This window comes from Mucilaginibacter sp. PAMB04274 (assembly GCF_039634385.2).
In the GTDB taxonomy this organism is placed as follows: Bacteria; Bacteroidota; Bacteroidia; order Sphingobacteriales; family Sphingobacteriaceae; genus Mucilaginibacter.
This window is the reverse complement of record NZ_CP155081.2, coordinates 4,801,554-4,821,221: the sequence shown is the minus strand read 5'-3', so window position 1 is coordinate 4,821,221 and position 19,668 is coordinate 4,801,554. Positions and strand designations below refer to the sequence as shown.

The following is a 19,668-nucleotide window of genomic DNA, read 5'->3' as shown; positions in this document are numbered from 1 at the left end:
AATACTTATTTCTATTAAGCTGTTTTAAGCAGGAATTTTCCGGGATTTCTCTCTTTCCCAAAAACGGTGTTGCTTAATGGCATCAATAAATGAGGTAGCTAGCTGTGCGGCATCACCACTTACTATTACGCCTTCATCACTTTCCATTTTTTTACTGAAATAGGTAGCTTCCAATACTTGTATTGCCTGATCATCGGCAGCAATGGCCTTGCAATGTTTAAAAGCCTCATTTAAAAAGTGCACTGCGTCGGCATCTGCCTCTAACGCGGCTACACAATTCAATCCACCAGGAACATATACGGCATCAAACAAAACCGATGCTGCGCCCAGCAAGCTTTCGTCTACATGGATTTTTTCATCGTTAGCCGATGTTAAGAAGCCCAGGCGTGGTGCAATAACCTCGGTTACGCCACCGGCTGCCTCAATAGCTGCCTTAACAGTGCCCAATGATTTTTCATCCACGCCATCGGCAGCCAATATGGCCACTTTACGGGTTTTAATGCTGTCTTTAATGGTATTAGCCATACTCAAGGCTTCTGATTTGGCTAAAGAACCCTCTACCTGAAGTGAAGCATAATCAGCCGGATCAGCATCTGCCGGGATATTTTGGTTCAGTTCGTTTTCCAGCTTTTCCGGAATATGTAAACCAAGTGCATAAGCTACTTCAGCTGCCAAACCCTTATCGATTTGGGCAAGGTATACCAGCATACGCTCGCGTATGGCCACAACTTTTACTTTACCTAACTCAAAACATAAGGCATCGGTCAGGTGGTTCTTTTCCGGGTCAGACTGGCTGTCGAAAAACAACCTAGCCTGGCTAAAATGATCAAAGAAGCTTTTGCTTCTTGCCCTTACCTTACTGGCCGAAATTCTTTCGGGGTAAGTTACAAAACCGCCTTCGGCTGCTGTGGCCTGGCGCGGATCATTGTTGCCAATGGCGTTAGGGCTGTAACTTGCTTTACCTTTGTTAATGGTTTGGCGCATATGCCCATCGCGCTGGTTATTATGCACCGGAACTACAGGGCGGTTAATTGGTATCTCCTGAAAGTTTGGACCGCCTAAACGGGTCAGTTGCGTATCAGTGTATGAAAACAAACGGCCCTGCAATAACGGATCATTACTGAAATCAATTCCAGGCACAATATGACCTAAGTGATAAGCCACTTGTTCTGTCTCCGCAAAAAAGTTATCAGGGTTACGGTTTAGCGTCATTTTACCTACGCGCTGTACTGGTACCAATTCTTCAGGAATGATCTTGGTAGGATCGAGCAGGTCAAACTCAAACTTGAATTCATCCTCCTCGGGTACAATTTGCACACCTAATTCCCATTCGGGGAAGGCTCCGCTGTCAATGGCATCCCACAGGTCTCTGCGGTGAAAGTCAGGGTCTTTTCCCGAGATGTTTTGCGCCTCGTCCCAGGCAACCGAGTGAACACCCAGTAGTGGTTTCCAATGAAATTTCACAAAGCAGGCTACGCCCTCGGCATTTACCAAACGGAACGTATGTACGCCAAAACCTTCCATCATACGGTAACTGCGAGGTATACCACGGTCGCTCATAGCCCACATGATCATATGAGCAGATTCCGGTGTCAACGAAATAAAATCCCAAAAGGTATCATGCGCTGATGCCGCCTGAGGTATTTCGTTATCTGGTTCAGGCTTAACAGCATGAACTAAATCGGGGAACTTTATAGCGTCCTGAATAAAAAATACCGGAATATTATTACCTACCAAATCAAAGTTGCCTTCCTGAGTGTAAAACCTAACCGCAAAGCCGCGCACATCGCGGGCTAAATCGGTAGAGCCTTTTGAGCCGGCTACAGTAGAAAAGCGCACGAAAACCGGCGTTTCGGTTTCAGTATCATTTAAGAACAGCGCTTTGGTTACCGGTGCCAATGATTCGTAAACCTTAAACACACCATGTGCACCTGAACCACGCGCGTGCACAACCCTTTCGGGGATACGCTCATGGTCAAAGTGGGTAATCTTTTCACGCAGGATGAAATCTTCCAGCAATGTTGGACCACGGTCGCCTGCTTTTAACGAATTATTATCGTCGTTGATCTTCAAGCCGGTATTAGTGGTCATGAACTCACCGGTAGAATCGGCCGTATGCGGGGCCAGGTTTTCTGTTTTAAGGTTAACCGGCTGTACGCCTTTATCTAAATTCTTGGTATCGCCTGTGGCATCAACACCTTTATCTGTAACTTTCTTAGTTGCCATGTTTTTAATCAATAGAAGTTATGCTTCTTCAGATGCTTTGTAGTTCACATCGCTTTCGGCAACATCGGTCAATAGCTGATCGGCTGCCTTTTCTTCTGTAAGGGTTTGGTAGAGAAGTTCGGCCACATCATCATGTCCTAAAGTTTTAGCCAGCTGGGTTAAACCGCCGTAGGTAGCAATTTCGTAATGCTCAATTTTTTGAGAAGCTAAAATGATGCCCACATCGCGGGTGGCGGTACCGGCTTCGGTGCTTTCCACAATGCCTTCACCTTCTTTAGCCAAGCCTTCCATGGCATCGCATTTTTTAGCCAGTACTTTTTCACCCAACAGTTCAAAAACCTGCTCCAGGCGGGTAACGTGCGTTTTGGTTTGTGCCAAATGGTCGGTTATGGCATTTTTTAGCTTATCAGAAGTGGTCGCTTCAATCATCTTAGGCAGGTTTTTCACCAGGTGGTTCTCTGCCCAATAGATATCCATAATGCCATCCAAGAATAGTTCATGTAAAGCCGGTTCGGCTTTAGGCGATGTTTTGGTAGTGAACTTAGGTTCGGTACCAGTTTCTTTTTTCATATGTTATGTGCTTTTTAATTCAGAAGAGTAGCTTTGAATTAACCTATAATCAGCACCTATGTTTCAGTATTAAAAACTATTTGCTGTAAGAATTTCAGTCAGCTTGAATTTTATTTTAAAATCATAAAGTGATACCTAACTGACTATGAAATCATTACCATTAATTAAGGCAATTAGCTAGGTTGCAAAATTTAGGTTAGTCAGTTAAATTGTAAAGTCCATGTTAGGAGACAAGTATTTTTTTCTTACCTGCCTGGAGCATTCTAAGGGCACACTGCTTATAACAGCAAAGAATAACGCAAAAACAGTGATGCACTGCATGGATAATAACATAGCAGGAGATATAACAGCGTCAATATCCTTGAGACACGACAAACACTAGCAAGTCAAAACTTCTATAAGTTCGTTTTCTGTTCTATCTCGAAATTGGATGTGCGTCTATTCCCGCGTTTATGGTTCAACGTAAATTGAAATTATATTCAATTGAAAACTTTGATTCGCTTCCAATCTGTAATACAAATGCAAACAAAAAGGCACTCATTCGAGTGCCTTTTTTTTCGTAGGTAGATGTATATATGTTCGGCAGGTGATACCTGCCGGATTATGCAGCTTTTTTAGTTGTTTTCTGAGCAGATGCAGCACGATAGCCAGCCAGATCTTTTTCCAGTTGGGCTTTCAGCTCCAGGTCTAACGCTTTTAACAGGACGGTGGTTTGAGTTGAAGTTTTCATAGTCAGCTTGATATATAACTACTATAGCCAAACGTATGCCAGCACTTCAATTTTTTATACAGGAATACTCAAATGTCTGAATTCAGGGGAAAGCAACCGGTTGTGGTATGTTGCATGATACAACATCGTATGCATATTGCCTATTTATGCAGACAAAGGGAGACTGAAATGGAATACAGACCCTTCCTCCAGCTTACTCTCAAACCAGATCTTGCCGCCATGCTCCTTGATGATTTCCGCGGCGATGTGCAGGCCCAAACCAATACCCTGTATCTTTTTCTTTTGTCCATTACGTGCCCGGCTGAAGGCCTGGAACAGGTTAGCCTGATCTTCCGGCGGAATCCCGATGCCAAAATCCTGCACGGTGACAATGCCATGCGTCTTATTCCTGTCCTGGCTGAGTTTGATCATCACCTTGCTGGTATCAGGTGAATACTTAATGGCATTGCTGATGAGGTTGGTGAGCACCTGCCCAATACGAAACTTATCGGCATATACATCCTTTGGTATAGTACCTTGTTGGATCAGCTGATGCGTGGTGGTCTCGCTTTGCATTTCGTCGATGATACCTGAAGTCAGGCTGTTTAGGTCAAAATGTACCCGGTCGAGTTGCAGCTTACCCGACTGGATGCGGGAGATGTCCAGCAGGTGGTTAATAATCTCCGTCAGCTTGTCGGTTTGACGGTTGATTTTATCCAGCGTACCGGCTGCCATCTTATCTTCGGCCTTTTGCGCCCGTTTTCCTAATAGCTGGGCGTAGCCTTTAATACTGCTTACGGGCCCCCGCAACTCATGACTGGCTATACCAATAAAGGCATTTTTGAACGCATCGGCCTGTTTGCGCTCGGTAATATCTTCCATGGCCAGCAAAATCATCTCCGTATGGTTGCCTACCCGCCACAGTTTCCGTGCATTGAGCAGCATCGTACGGGTGCCCAGTTTTTCAAACTCCTGAATGACTTCATAATCATTAAAGCTGCTGTCATTAGGCAGAATATGTTCCAGTAAGGCTTTTAAGGCAGGTATATTCCATTGACCGTTGCCCAGCTCATAGAGCTGACGTCCTTCCGTATCTTTCTTGTTGACCTTAAAAGTTTTGTAAAAGGCGCGGTTCGCTGTATTGACCGTAAAATCTTTGTATAAGACCAGCATGGGTTCGCGGGCGGTATCTACAATACTCTCTGCATATGCTTTGGCCTGCGTAATGGTTTCCTGCAATACCTTTACGTGCGTAATATCCCGCATCACTTTTGTAAAACCCCGCAATTTGCCTTTCTCATCTTTCAACGCAAACATTTTACCGCTCACAAAAAAGGCGCTGCCATCTTTACGAACATGGTAACGTTCATCCAAAGAACTGCCGGTTTTACGGGCGCCCGCCATTTCTTTTTCGGGTGCTTTCTTCTGCCGGTCCCCTGCAGTGAACAATATCCGGGCATCCTGCCCGATGATCTCTTCTTCCGTGTAGCCCAACAGGTTCTCGGCTCCCGTATTCCAGCTGCTGATGTGACCTTCCAGATCAGTGGTGAAAATGGCGTAATCTTCCAGGCTTTCTAAAATCTGGCGGAAGAAAGGTTCGTCTTCCCGAAATTCCCGGTGGTCGGCTTCACTGGCATGGTTGGAAAGGCGGTTACTGTACTGCCCTTGTTGCGTTTGGGCAGGCTGCTGGTTGGCTTTTTTAAAGGACATGAGTATTTGACAAATCAACGGCGAAGTGAGGCTGCAAAAATAATAAATTATATTAATCCGGTAATCCTTGCAGGCTCAAAGTATCACAAAGGTGAAGTTAATCAATGCGGTAAGCTTGTGCATATCAAACGGTTTATCAATTAAGGCATTTGCTCCTGCTTCCTCAGCCATCTACTTTACGCTTAAAGCTGCCAAAAACTACGCCTCCTCATGAGTTGCCATTGATTTAGGGTAATACTGTTCGCTATTATTGCGATATGCCGAAGTAAGATGTAAAGCATACATTGCTTACCATCCGCATTGTTATCTTTACTGAAATTCCAGTACGATTAAATCACACCTATGATCCACCGGTTATCCAATGACAAATTATTAGAAATCCTCTCATTGTCACAAAATGCCACGGGCATTTATACCGGTGATGATTTGATCATCCAGATGGCAAATGATGTAATGATCGGCTTTTGGGGTAAAGACCGCAGTGTGATCGGTAAACCATTGGCCGAAGCCGTTCCGGAGTTAGAGGGTCAACCATTTGTTGGCCTGCTTCAGGACGTATGGCGAACCGGCATTACTTACGAAGCAAAAGATACCCCTGCCGAGCTACTGGTTGATGGTAAACTGCAGACCTTTTATTTCGATTTTGCCTACCGGGCCATTAAAAATGATTTGGGTGAGATAGAATGTATCCTGCACACGGCTGTTGATGTAACTAAATTACAGCAGATCAATGAGTCCTATCAGCAATCCCTTCAGCAATTACAGGCCAGTGAGGATTTGCTTAACCAATTCATACAGCAGGTACCGGCAGGTGTAGCTATCTATACTGGACCGGATCTTATCTATAAATCCGTTAACCCCGGTTATAAACAATTTGTGCCTAACAGGGAGCTCATCGGTCGGTCGGTACTGGAAGCCTTGCCCGAGCTGGTGGGCACTCCTGTGGAGCAGGCCCTGAGAAATACTTATGCAACCGGGCAAAACTTTTATGTGCATGATATGCTCATACCTCTTTCGGATTATGAAGGCGGTCCGACGCGGGATCGTTATTTTGCGGTTAGCTACTTAGCCTATCGGGATCAGTATGGCAAGATAGCCGGGCTTTTTGGTTTCGCCCTTGAAACTACAGAACAGGTTAAAGCCAGGAAAGCTACTGAGAAACTGAACAGGGAGTTGCAGATCTCAGAAGAAAGCCTGCGCCTTAGTGTGGAAGCCGCCCGGCTTGGAACGTACAGTGTGGACCTGGAGTCAGGAATTGTGACGGTTAATGAGTATTGCCGGGAAATCTTTGGCCTTGCTCCCGACTATCTGTTTACTGCCCAGATCGGGCTCAGCATGATCGAGGAGGATGAAGAAAGGGTACGTGAGGCAATGAATGAAGCTATTGGGAACGATACCGTATTTGATGAGCAATACCGTATTATACGCAAGACAGATAACAGTATGCGCTGGATACGCTCGGTAGGACGGGCTTCAAAAAGCACGCTTGACCAGAAACCTTTATTTCGTGGCATACTACTCGACATCACCGAACAAAAGGCGGACGAGCAGCGCAAGAACGATTTTATTGGCATGGTCAGCCATGAACTCAAAACGCCGCTTACCTCCATGAAAGGCTATATTCAAATGCTGCAGTCAAAGGCCAAAAAAGGTGAAGACGCTTTTACGGCGGGTGTGCTCGACAAAGCAAGTAACCAGGTAACCAAGATGACTACCATGATTAATGGTTTTCTTAATGTGTCACGGCTGGAATCAGGTAAGATCCACATCGACAGGCAGCGGTTTGATATGGCGATGTTGGTTAAGGAAACAGAGGAAGACTCTATTGCTTCCATTTCCAGCCATCAAGTGGTATTTGCCCCGGTGGTAGAAACCTGGGTTAATGCTGATCGGGACAAGATCGGCCAGGTGATCAACAACCTCATTAGTAATGCCGTAAAATATTCGCCGCCTAATTCTATCATTGAAGTTGCCTGCGTTACCCGAAACAGTAATGCTGTAATCAGTGTCAAGGATCAGGGCATGGGCATCAGTCCCCAGGATCTTCCTAAGCTTTTTGAGCGCTACTACCGGGTACAGGCCGTAAAAGAAACGAATGTGGCCGGTTTTGGCATTGGCTTATACCTCTGCTGCGAAATCATTAAACGGCATGAAGGTGATATCTGGGCCGAAAGTAAATTAGGTGAAGGTGCTATCTTTTATTTCCAATTGCCTGTCATTTACTAAAAAACATTAATACCTGCATTTACTTTATTTTTTAAATGGAAAAGAAAAAAATACTGGTTTGCGATGACAGTATTGATATATTGGATATGACCAGTATGATCCTGGATGATGACTTTGAAGTGATCACCCAGTCTAACAGTACCGAACTGATCGGACAAGCCCTGATCGAACAACCGGATCTCATGCTGATCGATCTATGGATGCCGTTTTTGCCGGGCGACCAATTGACCAGGACGATCCGGCTCACGCCAGACATCGCTCATATTCCCATTATTATTTTCTCTGCGGCCGTAGAAGGCAAGCAAATGGCGAAAGAGGCCGGTGCACAGGATTTTATTGCCAAGCCCTTTGATATCGATATCTTATATGAGAAGATCAGGCTTACGCTAAGATTCACTACCGATTGATCCTTGTGCTTCACTTGGTAAGTGCCGAATCACTAGACACTTACCAAGCACATTTTGACTAACTTAATGGGATAACGAAAAGACGCTATGCATTAAAATTGGGGCTAATTGGTTGTATAAGATACGATCCGATGAATATGATTGTCTAAGCGTTCCGTATTTTTCTGGATCGCGAGCAGCCGCTCGGAATTGTATAGATAGCCTTCCATGTCGATCAACGTCAACAGGCCTTTGATGGTGGCCACCGGCCTCCGGAGTTCATGAGACTGTACGAAGGCGATCTCGTCCAGTTGCAGCCGCTGTGCTTCTGCGCTTTCTTTTTGACGTACGCGTTCGGATATATCGCTGCCATTATAAGATACCCCGATGATCTCACCATCGGGATTGCGGGCAGGATGCACAGCCACGTCCCACCAGTAAGCCGTATCCTTATCGTTAAACTCCAAGTGTCGTTCCATACGGGTTGATCTTCCCTGCAATGCATCCTGGCAAGCGAGGATCACCCTGTCGCGATCTACGGGATCGATCAGGTCCATGATGGCAAAGCCCGGCGCAATGCTTACGTCGTGATGTTCCCTGACAAAATCGCTCATGGCTTTGCTGTAAGCGATCACTTTAAGGTCCAGGTCCAAAAGCAGATGGGCACAAGTACAACTGTCAAAGAAAGACCGCATGGTCAATTCTTCTTTTTTTGCGGTAAGGAATTGGTCTTTTAATAATTCCAGGCTGGCATCAAATTCTAGTAGCTGGATCACTTGTTGAGCCAGCATTTGCAGCATCTGCTGCTGCTCTTCGCTCAAATGACCTGGCACCTGATCGATCACGCAAAGACTTCCCAGGTTAAGTCCGTCTTGAGTAGTTAATGGCGTACCTGCGTAAAAGCGAATATTCGGGTCTCCGGTCACGAGTGGATTATTTATAAAACGTTCATCTGACAGGGCATCGGGCACGATCATCACATCCTGCTGCTCAATAACGTGATTGCAAAAAGCTTGAGTGCGTGGCGTAGTCTTAAAATTAAATGCTTGTTTGATGGGTATGTACTGCGTATCTGCGTCGATCAGTGTGATCAGCGCAGTGGGCGTGCCGCAGATCTCCGCCGCCAGGGACACGATCTCCTGCAATTCTTCTTCCTTGCTGATCTTTAACTTCAAAAAACGGTTGACGGCTCGTAGTCGCTCCAGTTCACGTTTCGGCATTTCTGAATAAATTAAATTGTTATCTTTTCCTGCAACTCCTTGACAGCTTCCACCAAAAGCTGCACTTCCTCCAGATCTGAATAAAGGGCATCATGTTCCAACTCCTTCATCAGCCGTACAATTTCAACTACAGGTTCTTCTAATTCATTTAATTCTACCTGCCTTATTTTACGCAGCGCCTTGCTTTGGTCTTTTACGCGTTCTTCCTGTTCAACGCGTGCGGTAATATCGATCCTGTTGAAAGACACGCCGGTGATCTGCCGCTCATTGTCATAAGCCGGTTCAAAGGTCATATACCAACAGATCCGCCGCTGCTGGTATTGAAGGTGCCGTTCGAGGGTGACTTTTTCACCCTTAAGTGCTTTTTTGAACGCGGCTGTAAAATCTGAACGAAAGCCGACATGCAGATATTCTACCAACAGGGTGCCCGGGATCAAACGCTTTCCCCGGGTAGCGAAGGTAAAATCATCGAATGCTTGATTAAAGGCTACCACACACATCTCCCGATCCAATAAGATATGATTGGAACTTGAGCTTTCAAAAAATGATCGGAGCGTAACCGCCATTTTTCTGGAAGCAATGTACTGTTCTTTGAGCAACTGCAGGCTGGCGTCGAATTCCAAAAGATGAACGATCTGTTTAGACATGCTTTTGAGCATTCGTTGCTGAATCGAACTCAGCTTTTTAGCTTCTACATCGTAAACACAGACCGTTCCGATCGCATTTCCTTCACTGGTCTGAAGTGGTGCTCCCGCATAAAAACGAATATTGGGTTGGTTTTTCACATAAGGATTCTCAGAAAAGTAGGTATCTGTACTTGCATCTGCAACAACGAAAACCTCGTCTTGCTGAACCGCTTTTTGGCAAAAAGAGCGATCATAATGCAACTGTGTAAGATCGGTGCCTACACGAAATCTAATATGCTGTAGCTCCTCTTCCATAAAAGTGATCATCGCGATGGGCGCGCCACAGATCACTGCGGCTTGTTCCACAATCCTTTGCAGCTCAGTTTCCTTGCTGATCTGCAATTTTAAAAATCGGTTGACCGTCTGCAGTCGTTCCAGTTCCCGTTGTGGCATAAGAACAATACGTATTTATATAATTAAAAGATTCAAGGACTAGGTGATTAACAAGTTACAACCGAAATCCTGACTTTTTGGATCATCATCGCAACTACAATTTAATTATTGTATTTAAAAATAAAAAAAATATTCTTCAAATCAATTTCAGTGGCATGTAGGTGAATATATGCCGGTGTGCTAAGTCAACTATTAGCGGGGGCTCGTGTATTAAACGCTATATCAACTATTTACGTACTTAAATTGTATCTAATCGCACACCACAAAGCTACGGTAGTTAGTTTTGAAAGATTCTTGAATTTACAGGAATTGATGTCTATACGTGAGAAATGTACAGTAGAAAATCATGAATGGTTATTTACAAAATTTTTGGAGGAGAGAATGAAGATCTTCCGGCTTGAAGGGTTTTAACAGGCAATCGCTGAGATATTGGTAACCGTGATGAAGTTCAATAGAAGCGCCGACCGAGGCGGTAACCGCTATGATCGGGATAGCTGCCTTTACAGTGTCGGCCAGCTCCCGGATCGTTTTAGACGCTTCAAAGCCGTCCATTACCGGCATATTGATATCCATTAATACCACGTCGAAATCATTAGACATTACTGCCTCCACCGCATGCTGTCCATTGACGGCGATTTGTGGTTCTATTGCCCAAGTTTTCAATATCTTTTTAATCACCAATACATTGATCGGATTATCTTCTGCTACCAAGACTTTGAGCTCCGATAAATTTTTGAAAACTTGTTGGGATTCCTTTAAAATAGGCAAGTGATCGTTCAGGAGCTTAAAAGAAAGTGTAAAGGCAAAAGATGTACCCACGCGTTCAGCAGTATGTAAGTGTAGTTCTCCGCCCAGTAGTTCCACCAGTTTTTTCGCTATGGTCAGGCCCAGGCCCGTGCCGTGATACTGCCTGTTCGTTCTGGCCTGAGACTGTGTATAGGGTTCATAGATGAAAGCTAAGTTTTCTTCCGGTATACCTATACCTGTATCCGTGATCAGAAAAGTAACGTCAACATGATCATCGTTTCTAAGTAACGCTTCAGTTTTTACCTTGACATAACCATCCGATGTAAACTTTACAGCATTCCCTACGAGGTTAAACAGAATCTGGATGAGCCGTGTCTGATCGCCGAACAATGTCTTGCCCGCAAGCACCTCCGTAGAAACGCAATTAAACTGAATACCCTTCGCCTCGGCTTTAGCGTTAAACGTTCCACAGAGATGGTCGATGAGTACGTCAAGCCGGAAGTTGACCGGACGGACCTCTACTTTACCGGCATCTATTTTATTAAAATCCAATATGTCGTTGATGATCGACATGAGGTTCTCAGCTGAAAATTGCAGTACATTCAAATTTTCTTTCTGTTCTTCCAAATGAGTTTCTATCAGTAATAGATTGGTCATTCCGATCACGGCATTCAGTGGCGTACGCAATTCATGGGACATGGTCGCTAAGAAGTTAGTTTTTTCCTGAGCGGTGTAGTTAGCAGCTTTTAAAGCCTCATTCAATTTCTTGCGTTGCACCTGCTCTTTAGTAGTTGCATTTTTATACTCTTTGAAGAAAAAGTAATGTGCGTATAACAATGCACCAAAATTAAAGATCAATATAATATGATAAGCGGTTTTATTTTGATTCTGAAATTGTGTTGAAACGCCAATCTTCAGATAATCATCAATGAGGACGTAAGTTACCAGCGGTAATATGTTCAGCAATGAGTAAAGCAATCCCCATCTTTCTTCTAACAAATAAAATCCGCAAGTAACGATCAGGACGACATACTGGCCCGTTACCAGATTTACGCCCTGATGAATAAATAAGATGTTGGTCCAGATCAGGACGGTAAAACAACAGACAAAAGCGTGTGCCATTTTACGCCATGAAATTCCTTTCAACAGCAAAACAAAATTTGCGATTAAAATTGCAGCTACTACGCCTGCTCTTAACAACAGATAATTACGTTCTTGAAAGAGATAGAATATGGTCAGGCAAGTAAACAGTGCTGCATATAAACTCAGTAATGTGGTAAGAATTCTGATCCTGGCACGGTCTAGCAGTTGTATCTCCTTATCAAAGAGATATTCAAACTTGGGAAATAGGAAAGCGAGCATATGAATTAGGGTGAATCGTAAATATAATATAAAGATTGATGACTCGCTTTACTACGATCAAGAACTGTCAATTTACTTGGCACGTTTATGCAGATGTTGTCTTTCAAAAATGGAACCGGTATTGTTAGAACAGTTTTGCCAAGTCATTTATGTCCAATAAAAGCCCTAAATTAGTTATCATGGAACTCAATAACCATCAGTCAAAAAAATCGAACGATCAGCAAAAAGATGATTTGCTGAAGTCCTCCCTGAATTTTACTAAAACACCCGCAGACCATTTAGCCGTATATATTATCAATGTGTTGGGTAGCATGGTATTTCTTTTGTTTTGTGTGATCACTTTTACGGTTTGGATCTGCTGGAATTTAAATATCATACCCGGATTAAAACCTTTCGACCCTTTTCCGTTCTCTACACTTGAAATGTCGGTTTCCATATTCGCTGTCATCCTCTCAGTTTCCGTTTTGATCAACCAAAACCGGCAAGGCAGGATCGAAAAGGTCAGGCAGCAGGTCGAATTTGAAGTCAACGTAAGAGCAGAGCACGAGATCACTAAAATCTTAGCCTTGGTTCATGACATGCATCAGAAAATGGGATTGAAGATGCCGGAGGATGATGAATTGGAACAAATGAAAAAGAAGACAGATATAAGGGAGATCCAACAATCTGTTAACGAACAGCAAATTGATACCGAATCTATAAAGACTGACAAATGATTAAGTATCGTATAAGTAGCCTCTATTTTATTTGAACGGATGTTATCAAGCGGTCAATGTTATCCGACCACGGCTATGTAACTGCTTGTAGAAAGCAGTGAGATCCGCTTCGGGATATCCATAATTTGACATGCGATTATTGATCTCATATTAAGGCTTAAATAATGGTCAGCTCTTTATATATAACTTAGCACATACTATGACCGTAAATTTATATTAATGGAAACCGCTGGAAATGCTATTTTAATTTTTGATGACGACAAGGATATTCTTTCGATCTGTTCTTATATTCTTGAAGAGAAAGGTTGGGTAGTTCACACTTCAATCAACTGTAATGGCATTATTCAAAAAGTCAGCTTCATCAAACCGGCTGTCATCTTAATGGACAATTGGATACCTGATCAGGGCGGCATCGTGGCTACGCGGCAACTGAAGTCTTCGAATGAATTTAAGCATATACCTGTGATCTATTTTCCGCCAACAGCGATATCCAAACGATAGCAGACCAGGCCGGCGCGGATACTTATTTGTCGAAACCCTTCGATCTGGATGAATTGGAATCAAAGATAGATGCTGCCTTAAGATCAGTTTAAACCCGATATCTTGAGTTTGAAAATCAAATGATAACATTTTAGAAACGCATTTAGTTATGCAAGACAAACGAAAGTAGTTGGCGTTTGTCAAAAAATGGCGCATGTGCAGTTAGCCGATATGTTCGGACAAGTAAAATCGCAACCGATTACGGGCTTTTATTCATCGTCCACCCAATCGAATTCTTTCTTATCAAGATCTCAATGGTATTAATTACAGGCATCTAATTTATCTTAATAAGATTTTGAGGGTAAACCTTTTTTTACATATAATCGTATATAAATTAATATACCGTTTAAATTTCAAATCGCTTATTATTTGATGATACGATCAGAATAGCATATCTATATCATGCTGTTTATGTTTTATGGATAACACTTTTGCAACCAATATCATTCCTGACAATGACGAAGAACGCGTGGCGGCGCTCAGACGTTACCGCATCCTGGATACACCGACCGAAAAGGCATTTGACAGTATTGTTGAATTAGCGACAGAAGTATTTGAAGTTCCTATGGCATTTGTTTCCCTCGTTGATGCCGACCAGGTTTTTTTCAAGGCTGCGGTGGGCATGGGCAATTCGCGAAGCGGTGACCGCGGTCATTGCCTTTGTTCTCTGGGAGTACTCAATCCACAATGCACGATTATTGAAAATGCGCTAATCGATCCTGTCTTAGTAAATAACCCATTAGTGCATAGCGATTTCGGCCTGCGATTCTATGCGGGTGCACCACTAACCACGCATGATGGCTTTGCTATTGGCACCGTATGTCTGGTGGACACGCAGCCGCGTACATTCGACGAGCATCATGAACGTATGTTACAAAAGATGGCTAAAGTCACCATGCAACAGATCGAACTTCGCCTGGCTCATCTGGTGGAAGTGGAAAAACAAGTGGCTATTAACGCAAGGATAGCTGCAAGCGAGCGAAGGTTCCAGCACATCCTGGATACCATGGCCGAAGGTGTGGGTATCATTGATGCAACCGGGAAGCTAACTTACGCCAATGCGATGGCGCAACGTATCCTGGGGCTTACGCAAAGCGAAATCAAAGATCGCACTTATGATGATCCCAGGTGGCAGAATCTGCGGGTTGACGGCACGCCCTTGCCGGATGAAGATCACCCGATGGCTGTGATGATGAATACAGGAATGGCTGTTTATGATTTTGAGATCGGTGTGCAGCCGCCTGATAAGGAGCGTTTTTACATTTCCATTAACGCGGCGCCCATCATTGATCAGCAAACAGGCCAGCTTACGGGTGGTATAGGAACGTTTATGGATGTCACCAACCGCCGTAAGGTCATTCAGCAAAAAGATGAATTCATCAGTGTGGCGAGTCATGAACTGAAAACGCCGGTGACCAGTTTGACCGCTTCTTTGCAACTGCTCAACCGGATGAAGGACAATCCAAAGCCAGAGATGATGGCCAGGTTCATCGAGCAGTCAAACAAAAGCCTGAACAAGCTGAACAGCCTGATCAAGGATCTGCTCAATAGCAACCGTATCTCACAAGGTCAGCTAAACCTCAGGAAAACGGAGTTCACCATAGCAGATATGATCACCGATTGCTGCCACCATATTCGTACTGCCGGCACTCACGAGATCGTTTTGCAGGGTGATATCAATCTAAAGATCTGTGCCGATGAGCAGCAGATCGATCAGGTAATCGTTAATCTGGTGAACAATGCCGTGAAGTATGCACCTGCTTCCAGAGAGATCCATATCACCGTTGCGCAAGAAGCTGACAAGGTGAAGATTTCCGTGAACGATAAAGGCCCAGGGATTGGTCCAGAGAAAGTTCCTCATTTATTTGATCGTTATTTCCGGGCCGATTACAGTGGTATACAGTTCTCCGGCTTAGGTTTGGGTTTATACATCTGTGCAGAAATTATTAAAAAGCACGGAGGTGAGATTGGAGTAGAAACGGAAATGGGAAAGGGCAGCACTTTCTGGTTTACGCTGCCTTTACAATAGCCGAACGAACAATGGTTTAAGACTATATCCTATCATTGTCAAGTCCGCTTACCCGTTATTCATTCGTTGAGTGGTGCGCTGTCGAAGGTGTTTTATCCCCTTCAATCATAGCGGCACTAGCTTAACGGCAATGAAAACCTAAAAGTACTGCCTTGCCCTTCGATACTGTCAACAGCCAGTTGTCCCCCATGAGCCTGAATGATTTCCTGAGCAACAAACAAGCCCAGGCCTAAGCCGGAAATCTGCAGCATGGAATGCTTTCCCCGGTAATACCGGTTGAAGATATAAGGCCGGATTTCTGGAGAGATCCCCGGTCCAAAATCTGTAATGGCTACATTGACTTCCTGATCACTTTGAGATAGCGCAATCTCAATATAAGGCGAATCCGGTGCGTACTTTACAGCGTTATTCAGGATATTGACAACAACCTGCTTAATCTGATCTTTGTTCGCTGTAATTGTAAAGTACAGGTCGCCTGTCATTTTAATTTTCTGTTTGGCAGCAGGCCCAAACTGCCCGATAACCTCTTGTATCACTGCTGATAACTGAAACTGGTTATGTTCATGTCGAAGCCGATCCGCCACTTGCCTGGAAGCACCCAGCATGTCTTCCATTAAGGAAGATAATTTATGCAGGCTGGCATTAGCTTGATTAATTAGCGATTGCTGTTTGGCATCCGCAGGTTGTTTGTCCATTAAACGACCAAGCAGCTGTATGCTCGCTTTCGCACTGGTTAAAGGCGTTTTTAACTCATGGCTAGCTGTGGTAATAAAATCAGCCTTTAACTGGTCTACCTGGTTATTTTGCACCTGTTCTAAGCGATGAGCCAATCCTCCAAGCTTCTTCTCGGTAATGTCTTTTAGTACACCAATATAGTGTGAGATCGACCTTTCATCATCAAAAATGGGGGCAATATAAAGTTCGTTCCAAAATAGCGTTCCATTCTTACGATAGTTAACAATTTCTACCTGGCATTCTAGTCCTGCGGCAATGGCTTTTTGTAGTTTAAAGCGGCTCCGTTGCTGGCGGTCATCTCCCTGCATGAAGCGGCTGTTTTTGCCGATGATTTCGCTTTGGCGATAACCGGTAAGTTCCTCGAAAGCTTTATTACAGTAAATAATCGGGTGGCTTGGATGCTGCTGATTGGTGATAATGATGCCGCTAACTGAGGCATCAATGCTTTCTGTTAGTACCTGCTTTTGTTTATTTACCATATGGAATTTCAATCCTGCTTTATTATCCATACTTGTTCACTTATTAGTTGTGTACCCCTTTTTGTTGTTAAAAACAACTGATTCCGGGTTTTGTGACAGCCAAAATTTAATCGGTAGTTAACAAACTTACAATCAACTCGATAGTTATATTGAATTTCACTGATGAATAGCAAACACAGGAACTGCTAGGAATGCAGTGGTATAGTAAGGTTGATTAAATGATGGACGTTTAAACCTCTGGTAACTAAATACAGGTACACATGCATACTGCGAACGCTGATATAAGATAAAGGCCCGCTATCTGGCGGGCCTTTATCTTATTACGGTTTCTTCACAGTTTCTTTTTTTACGGCATGCTTGCTTGACTTGTATCGCATATCCATTGTGCCGTCTTTTTTCAAGTGTTTGTTCGCGTTGTAGCGCTTGTCTAATTTACCGCTTTTCGTTTTGTGTGTGGTGTCTTGATAATTAAGTGCGAACGCCTGACTGAATGTTGCTGCGCCCAGCATCAACACTGTCAAAAGAGAAAATATCTTCTTCATTGCTTTTTGTTTTTTATACTTAACTATCAAAAAGTTATAGTGTTTGAGCGAGTTGATGCATTGTTTGCTGTGGTATTCACCAACTGCAGGTATACATTAATCAAAAGCATATTTTCTTTCAGAATTTGGGGGCGAAGTACACAAAAGAAAAGGGCTCAAAGACTACCCTAGAATTCTTCATTTACCGTATAAATAAAAAAGGTGTGTTCGTCCGGATAACCTTCCGGCCCCACTTTGACAAATAACTGTCCGTCACCGACCTGATCAATATAGCGAAACGTCATCTGCCTTACACAATCCACCAGAAAATCATGACGTTTTGGATATTGGCGAAGTATGGTTATCGCGATCACGGGAATGAGTATCTCCGCATCGGCATCTGCGGCTTCAAGTAGGTTACCATCGTTTTGAAAACCCAGCACCATTTCGTTAAAAGCAGCTAGTGAAGCTGCCCGCCGCCCTGTATTCAACTCCTGTTTTTTCCAATAAGCCTTCCAGCCTTTGTAAAGTTCAATGATCAGATCATCGCTGCTCAGCTGAATTTTGTCCTGCAGCAGTGAAGCCCATAACTCCGCAGGAAACATCGTATAAACAGCATGATGATTGTTTTTAAAATAACTTTGATAGTCAGCCAACAGGTCGTCAAATCGTGACACCTGGTAAACATAAACGCCGTCGTTGACCAGCGCATGCCTGCCAAACGATCTGGTATGAAACACTTTGTTCACGCCGCCGAAGTGCGCAAACGCCTGGATGTATTCATTCAGCGGCTTTTTACCAGCGGTTGCCATCAATCTCTCCCCCATTATCACGATAATTCCTTTGAGATACGTTACCCCTTGATATGAAACCGGTGCTGCCCTGATCTTTCTCGACAGCCTCTTTAATTGATATTTTGCGGCCACCGATCATTTGATCATTTAAACCTGCAATAGCGCGCAACGCCTGTTCCCGGATGGGCATCTCAATACATCCAAACCCTTTTCTTTTGCCGGTTTCCGGATCGGTTATCAGCCCCACCAAAGCATCCTGGCCGAATGGGGTAAGCATTTGTTTTAGCGCTGCTTCTGCAAGATTAAAGGCGACGTTGGCTATAAAAAGTTTCATCTCTCAAAAATAGCACTATGCTGGTTATTTGAAAATGTCAACGGAGGGTTTCCACTTCTATTGCTGTTAAATACAAGCAATTATTACCTTTGTGCTCCAAAAGAATTGAATTGCATGAGTGAACTTCCTCCTTGTCCGATATGCCAATCGCCTTACGCTTATGAACTGGAAAGCTTGTTGGTTTGCCCGGAATGCGGGCATGAGTGGAGCCTCTCTGAAGAGCAGGCAGGCAGTGACGGCTTTGTGGTGAAGGACAGTAACGGCAATACCTTGCAGGATGGCGATACGGTAGTGACCATCAAGAATCTGCCGGTAAAAGGGACTTCCCAAACGATCAAAGCAGGCACCAAGGTGAAAAATATTCGTCTGGTAGATAGCGATCACAACATCGACTGCAAGATCGAGGGCTTCGGCGCCATGGCGCTCAAATCGGAATTTGTTAAAAAAGCTTGATTGGGCATGTGCAACCATATCCTGCGGTGACCCGGTAGCCTCCGGTTATGAAATAGCAGAAAATATTACAACACCTTGTCGAAGTCACGGCGGTTGTAACGCCTTTTCTGGTATGAATGCTTTGTTTTGTAATAAATAGCCCCGCCGGTTTCCGGCAGGGCTTCCCAAAACAATTGTTGTGAATTTGCTATTTAACGGTATTTTTTTTCTCCGTTACATCCTTACGTAAGTCGGTGGCAATGGTCTTGATCTGCTGAAGTGCGTTGCGCAAACGGGTTCCTGCCGCTTTGTTATTTTTTTCGTAAAAGGCCTGGCCCTCTTTTTCCGCTGTTTCTATCAGCGCTTTTAGTTCTTGTAATTTTTCCATGATTATCAGTTTTAATTTTACAATTTGAACTACAATAATAATAATTTCGGTACATTTTCATCTTTATTTAAACCCTTGACAGCAACCTCTGTCTTATTCGAAAATTAGTCGTGCAAAAGAAGAAACTTCCCTTACGTGATCTCATTACTGCTAAAAGATTGAATGAAATGAGAATTGCTTACAACAAACCGCAGATGACCCGCCCGGAGGCTTATCAAAAGCTGGCCGTGGTACGCGATTATATTGAAACCCTGAAATTATTTAAGTTATAGAATTTATCACTTCAATAGCGCTGCGCTGGCCGGCGTGGCTTTCCCGTTGCGATGATCGTTGCCTGAGACCAATTGTTTCAATAATAAAACTTCGATAGTACTGATGCTTAGAAGCGACAATTATGTATCTCATGTATTTCGATGGAATATGGATGGTGGCAGTAACATCTTTTCATACCGCCTGAGTGACGCC

At 43.8% G+C, this 19,668-nt stretch carries 19 protein-coding genes; 7 read left to right on the top strand and 12 right to left on the bottom strand.

Features of this window, described 5'->3' with window-relative positions; all coding sequences use genetic code 11:
* Window positions 1–24: 24 nt before the first annotated feature.
* The 4 genes from ABDD95_RS20545 to ABDD95_RS20530 form a co-directional block, all read right to left on the bottom strand.
* A complete protein-coding gene (locus ABDD95_RS20545; protein ID WP_345949231.1) occupies window positions 25–2,226 on the bottom strand; it encodes a catalase in 2,202 nt (733 codons plus the stop codon).
* A gap of 18 nt (window positions 2,227–2,244) precedes the next feature.
* Window positions 2,245–2,796 (bottom strand): ferritin-like domain-containing protein, encoded by a 552-nt coding sequence (locus ABDD95_RS20540; protein WP_345949230.1) that lies wholly within the window; start codon window positions 2,794–2,796, stop codon window positions 2,245–2,247.
* A 601-nt stretch (window positions 2,797–3,397) separates the two neighbouring features.
* Window positions 3,398–3,526: a hypothetical protein gene (locus tag ABDD95_RS20535; protein ID WP_345949229.1), complete on the bottom strand. Its 129-nt coding sequence runs from the start codon at window positions 3,524–3,526 to the stop codon at window positions 3,398–3,400.
* Between the two features lie 144 nt (window positions 3,527–3,670).
* The gene (locus ABDD95_RS20530; RefSeq protein ID WP_345949228.1) at window positions 3,671–5,215 is read right to left on the bottom strand and encodes an ATP-binding protein; all 1,545 of its coding nucleotides are present in this window, start codon (window positions 5,213–5,215) and stop codon (window positions 3,671–3,673) included.
* Window positions 5,216–5,557: 342 nt separating this feature from the next.
* Between ABDD95_RS20530 and ABDD95_RS20525 the strand changes: the two genes are divergently transcribed.
* Both ABDD95_RS20525 and ABDD95_RS20520 read left to right on the top strand, forming a co-directional pair.
* The gene (locus ABDD95_RS20525; RefSeq protein WP_345949227.1) at window positions 5,558–7,441 is read left to right on the top strand and encodes an ATP-binding protein; all 1,884 of its coding nucleotides are present in this window, start codon (window positions 5,558–5,560) and stop codon (window positions 7,439–7,441) included.
* 35 nt (window positions 7,442–7,476) lie between these two features.
* A complete protein-coding gene (locus ABDD95_RS20520; RefSeq protein WP_345949226.1) occupies window positions 7,477–7,848 on the top strand; it encodes a response regulator in 372 nt (123 codons plus the stop codon).
* Window positions 7,849–7,952: 104 nt separating this feature from the next.
* On the opposite strand, the gene ABDD95_RS20515 is transcribed toward ABDD95_RS20520, so the two are convergent.
* From ABDD95_RS20515 to ABDD95_RS20505, 3 genes are all read right to left on the bottom strand, one after another.
* Window positions 7,953–9,047 carry a GAF domain-containing protein gene (locus ABDD95_RS20515; RefSeq protein WP_345949225.1) on the bottom strand — a complete coding sequence of 365 codons (1,095 nt, stop codon included), beginning with the start codon at window positions 9,045–9,047 and terminating at the stop codon, window positions 7,953–7,955.
* Between the two features lie 11 nt (window positions 9,048–9,058).
* Window positions 9,059–10,126, bottom strand: a complete 1,068-nt coding sequence (locus ABDD95_RS20510) for a GAF domain-containing protein (RefSeq protein ID WP_345949224.1) — start codon at window positions 10,124–10,126, stop codon at window positions 9,059–9,061.
* 354 nt (window positions 10,127–10,480) lie between these two features.
* Complete coding sequence (locus tag ABDD95_RS20505) at window positions 10,481–12,235, bottom strand: ATP-binding protein (protein ID WP_345949223.1); 1,755 nt, start codon at window positions 12,233–12,235, stop codon at window positions 10,481–10,483.
* A 179-nt stretch (window positions 12,236–12,414) separates the two neighbouring features.
* On the opposite strand from ABDD95_RS20505, the gene ABDD95_RS20500 reads away from it, so the two are divergent.
* The 3 genes from ABDD95_RS20500 (at window position 12,415) to ABDD95_RS20490 (ending at window position 15,520) form a co-directional block, all read left to right on the top strand.
* A complete protein-coding gene (locus ABDD95_RS20500; protein WP_345949222.1) occupies window positions 12,415–12,951 on the top strand; it encodes a DUF1003 domain-containing protein in 537 nt (178 codons plus the stop codon).
* A gap of 219 nt (window positions 12,952–13,170) precedes the next feature.
* Window positions 13,171–13,452, top strand: a complete 282-nt coding sequence (locus ABDD95_RS20495; RefSeq protein ID WP_345949221.1) for a response regulator — start codon at window positions 13,171–13,173, stop codon at window positions 13,450–13,452.
* Window positions 13,453–13,909: 457 nt separating this feature from the next.
* Window positions 13,910–15,520 (top strand): ATP-binding protein, encoded by a 1,611-nt coding sequence (locus ABDD95_RS20490; RefSeq protein WP_345949220.1) that lies wholly within the window; start codon window positions 13,910–13,912, stop codon window positions 15,518–15,520.
* A 116-nt stretch (window positions 15,521–15,636) separates the two neighbouring features.
* Here the strand turns inward: ABDD95_RS20490 and ABDD95_RS20485 are convergent, their stop codons facing one another.
* The 4 genes from ABDD95_RS20485 to ABDD95_RS20470 form a co-directional block, all read right to left on the bottom strand.
* Window positions 15,637–16,764, bottom strand: coding sequence for an ATP-binding protein (locus tag ABDD95_RS20485; RefSeq protein WP_345949219.1), 1,128 nt, complete (start codon window positions 16,762–16,764; stop codon window positions 15,637–15,639).
* 290 nt (window positions 16,765–17,054) lie between these two features.
* Complete coding sequence (locus tag ABDD95_RS20480) at window positions 17,055–17,276, bottom strand: hypothetical protein (protein WP_345949218.1); 222 nt, start codon at window positions 17,274–17,276, stop codon at window positions 17,055–17,057.
* A 167-nt stretch (window positions 17,277–17,443) separates the two neighbouring features.
* Entirely contained in the window at window positions 17,444–18,082 is a 639-nt protein-coding gene (locus tag ABDD95_RS20475) for a hypothetical protein (protein ID WP_345949217.1), read from the bottom strand.
* On the bottom strand, window positions 18,051–18,383 hold the full coding sequence (locus ABDD95_RS20470; protein ID WP_345949216.1) for a hypothetical protein: 333 nt from the start codon (window positions 18,381–18,383) through the stop codon (window positions 18,051–18,053). Before ABDD95_RS20470 ends, ABDD95_RS20475 begins: the two co-directional genes overlap by 32 nt.
* A 114-nt stretch (window positions 18,384–18,497) precedes the next feature.
* On the opposite strand from ABDD95_RS20470, the gene ABDD95_RS20465 reads away from it, so the two are divergent.
* Window positions 18,498–18,836 carry a zinc ribbon domain-containing protein YjdM gene (locus ABDD95_RS20465; protein ID WP_345949215.1) on the top strand — a complete coding sequence of 113 codons (339 nt, stop codon included), beginning with the start codon at window positions 18,498–18,500 and terminating at the stop codon, window positions 18,834–18,836.
* Between the two features lie 187 nt (window positions 18,837–19,023).
* Here the strand turns inward: ABDD95_RS20465 and ABDD95_RS20460 are convergent, their stop codons facing one another.
* Complete coding sequence (locus ABDD95_RS20460; protein WP_345949214.1) at window positions 19,024–19,203, bottom strand: histone H1; 180 nt, start codon at window positions 19,201–19,203, stop codon at window positions 19,024–19,026.
* A gap of 110 nt (window positions 19,204–19,313) precedes the next feature.
* Between ABDD95_RS20460 and ABDD95_RS20455 the strand changes: the two genes are divergently transcribed.
* On the top strand, window positions 19,314–19,475 hold the full coding sequence (locus ABDD95_RS20455; protein ID WP_345949213.1) for a hypothetical protein: 162 nt from the start codon (window positions 19,314–19,316) through the stop codon (window positions 19,473–19,475).
* Window positions 19,476–19,668: the final 193 nt, after the last annotated feature.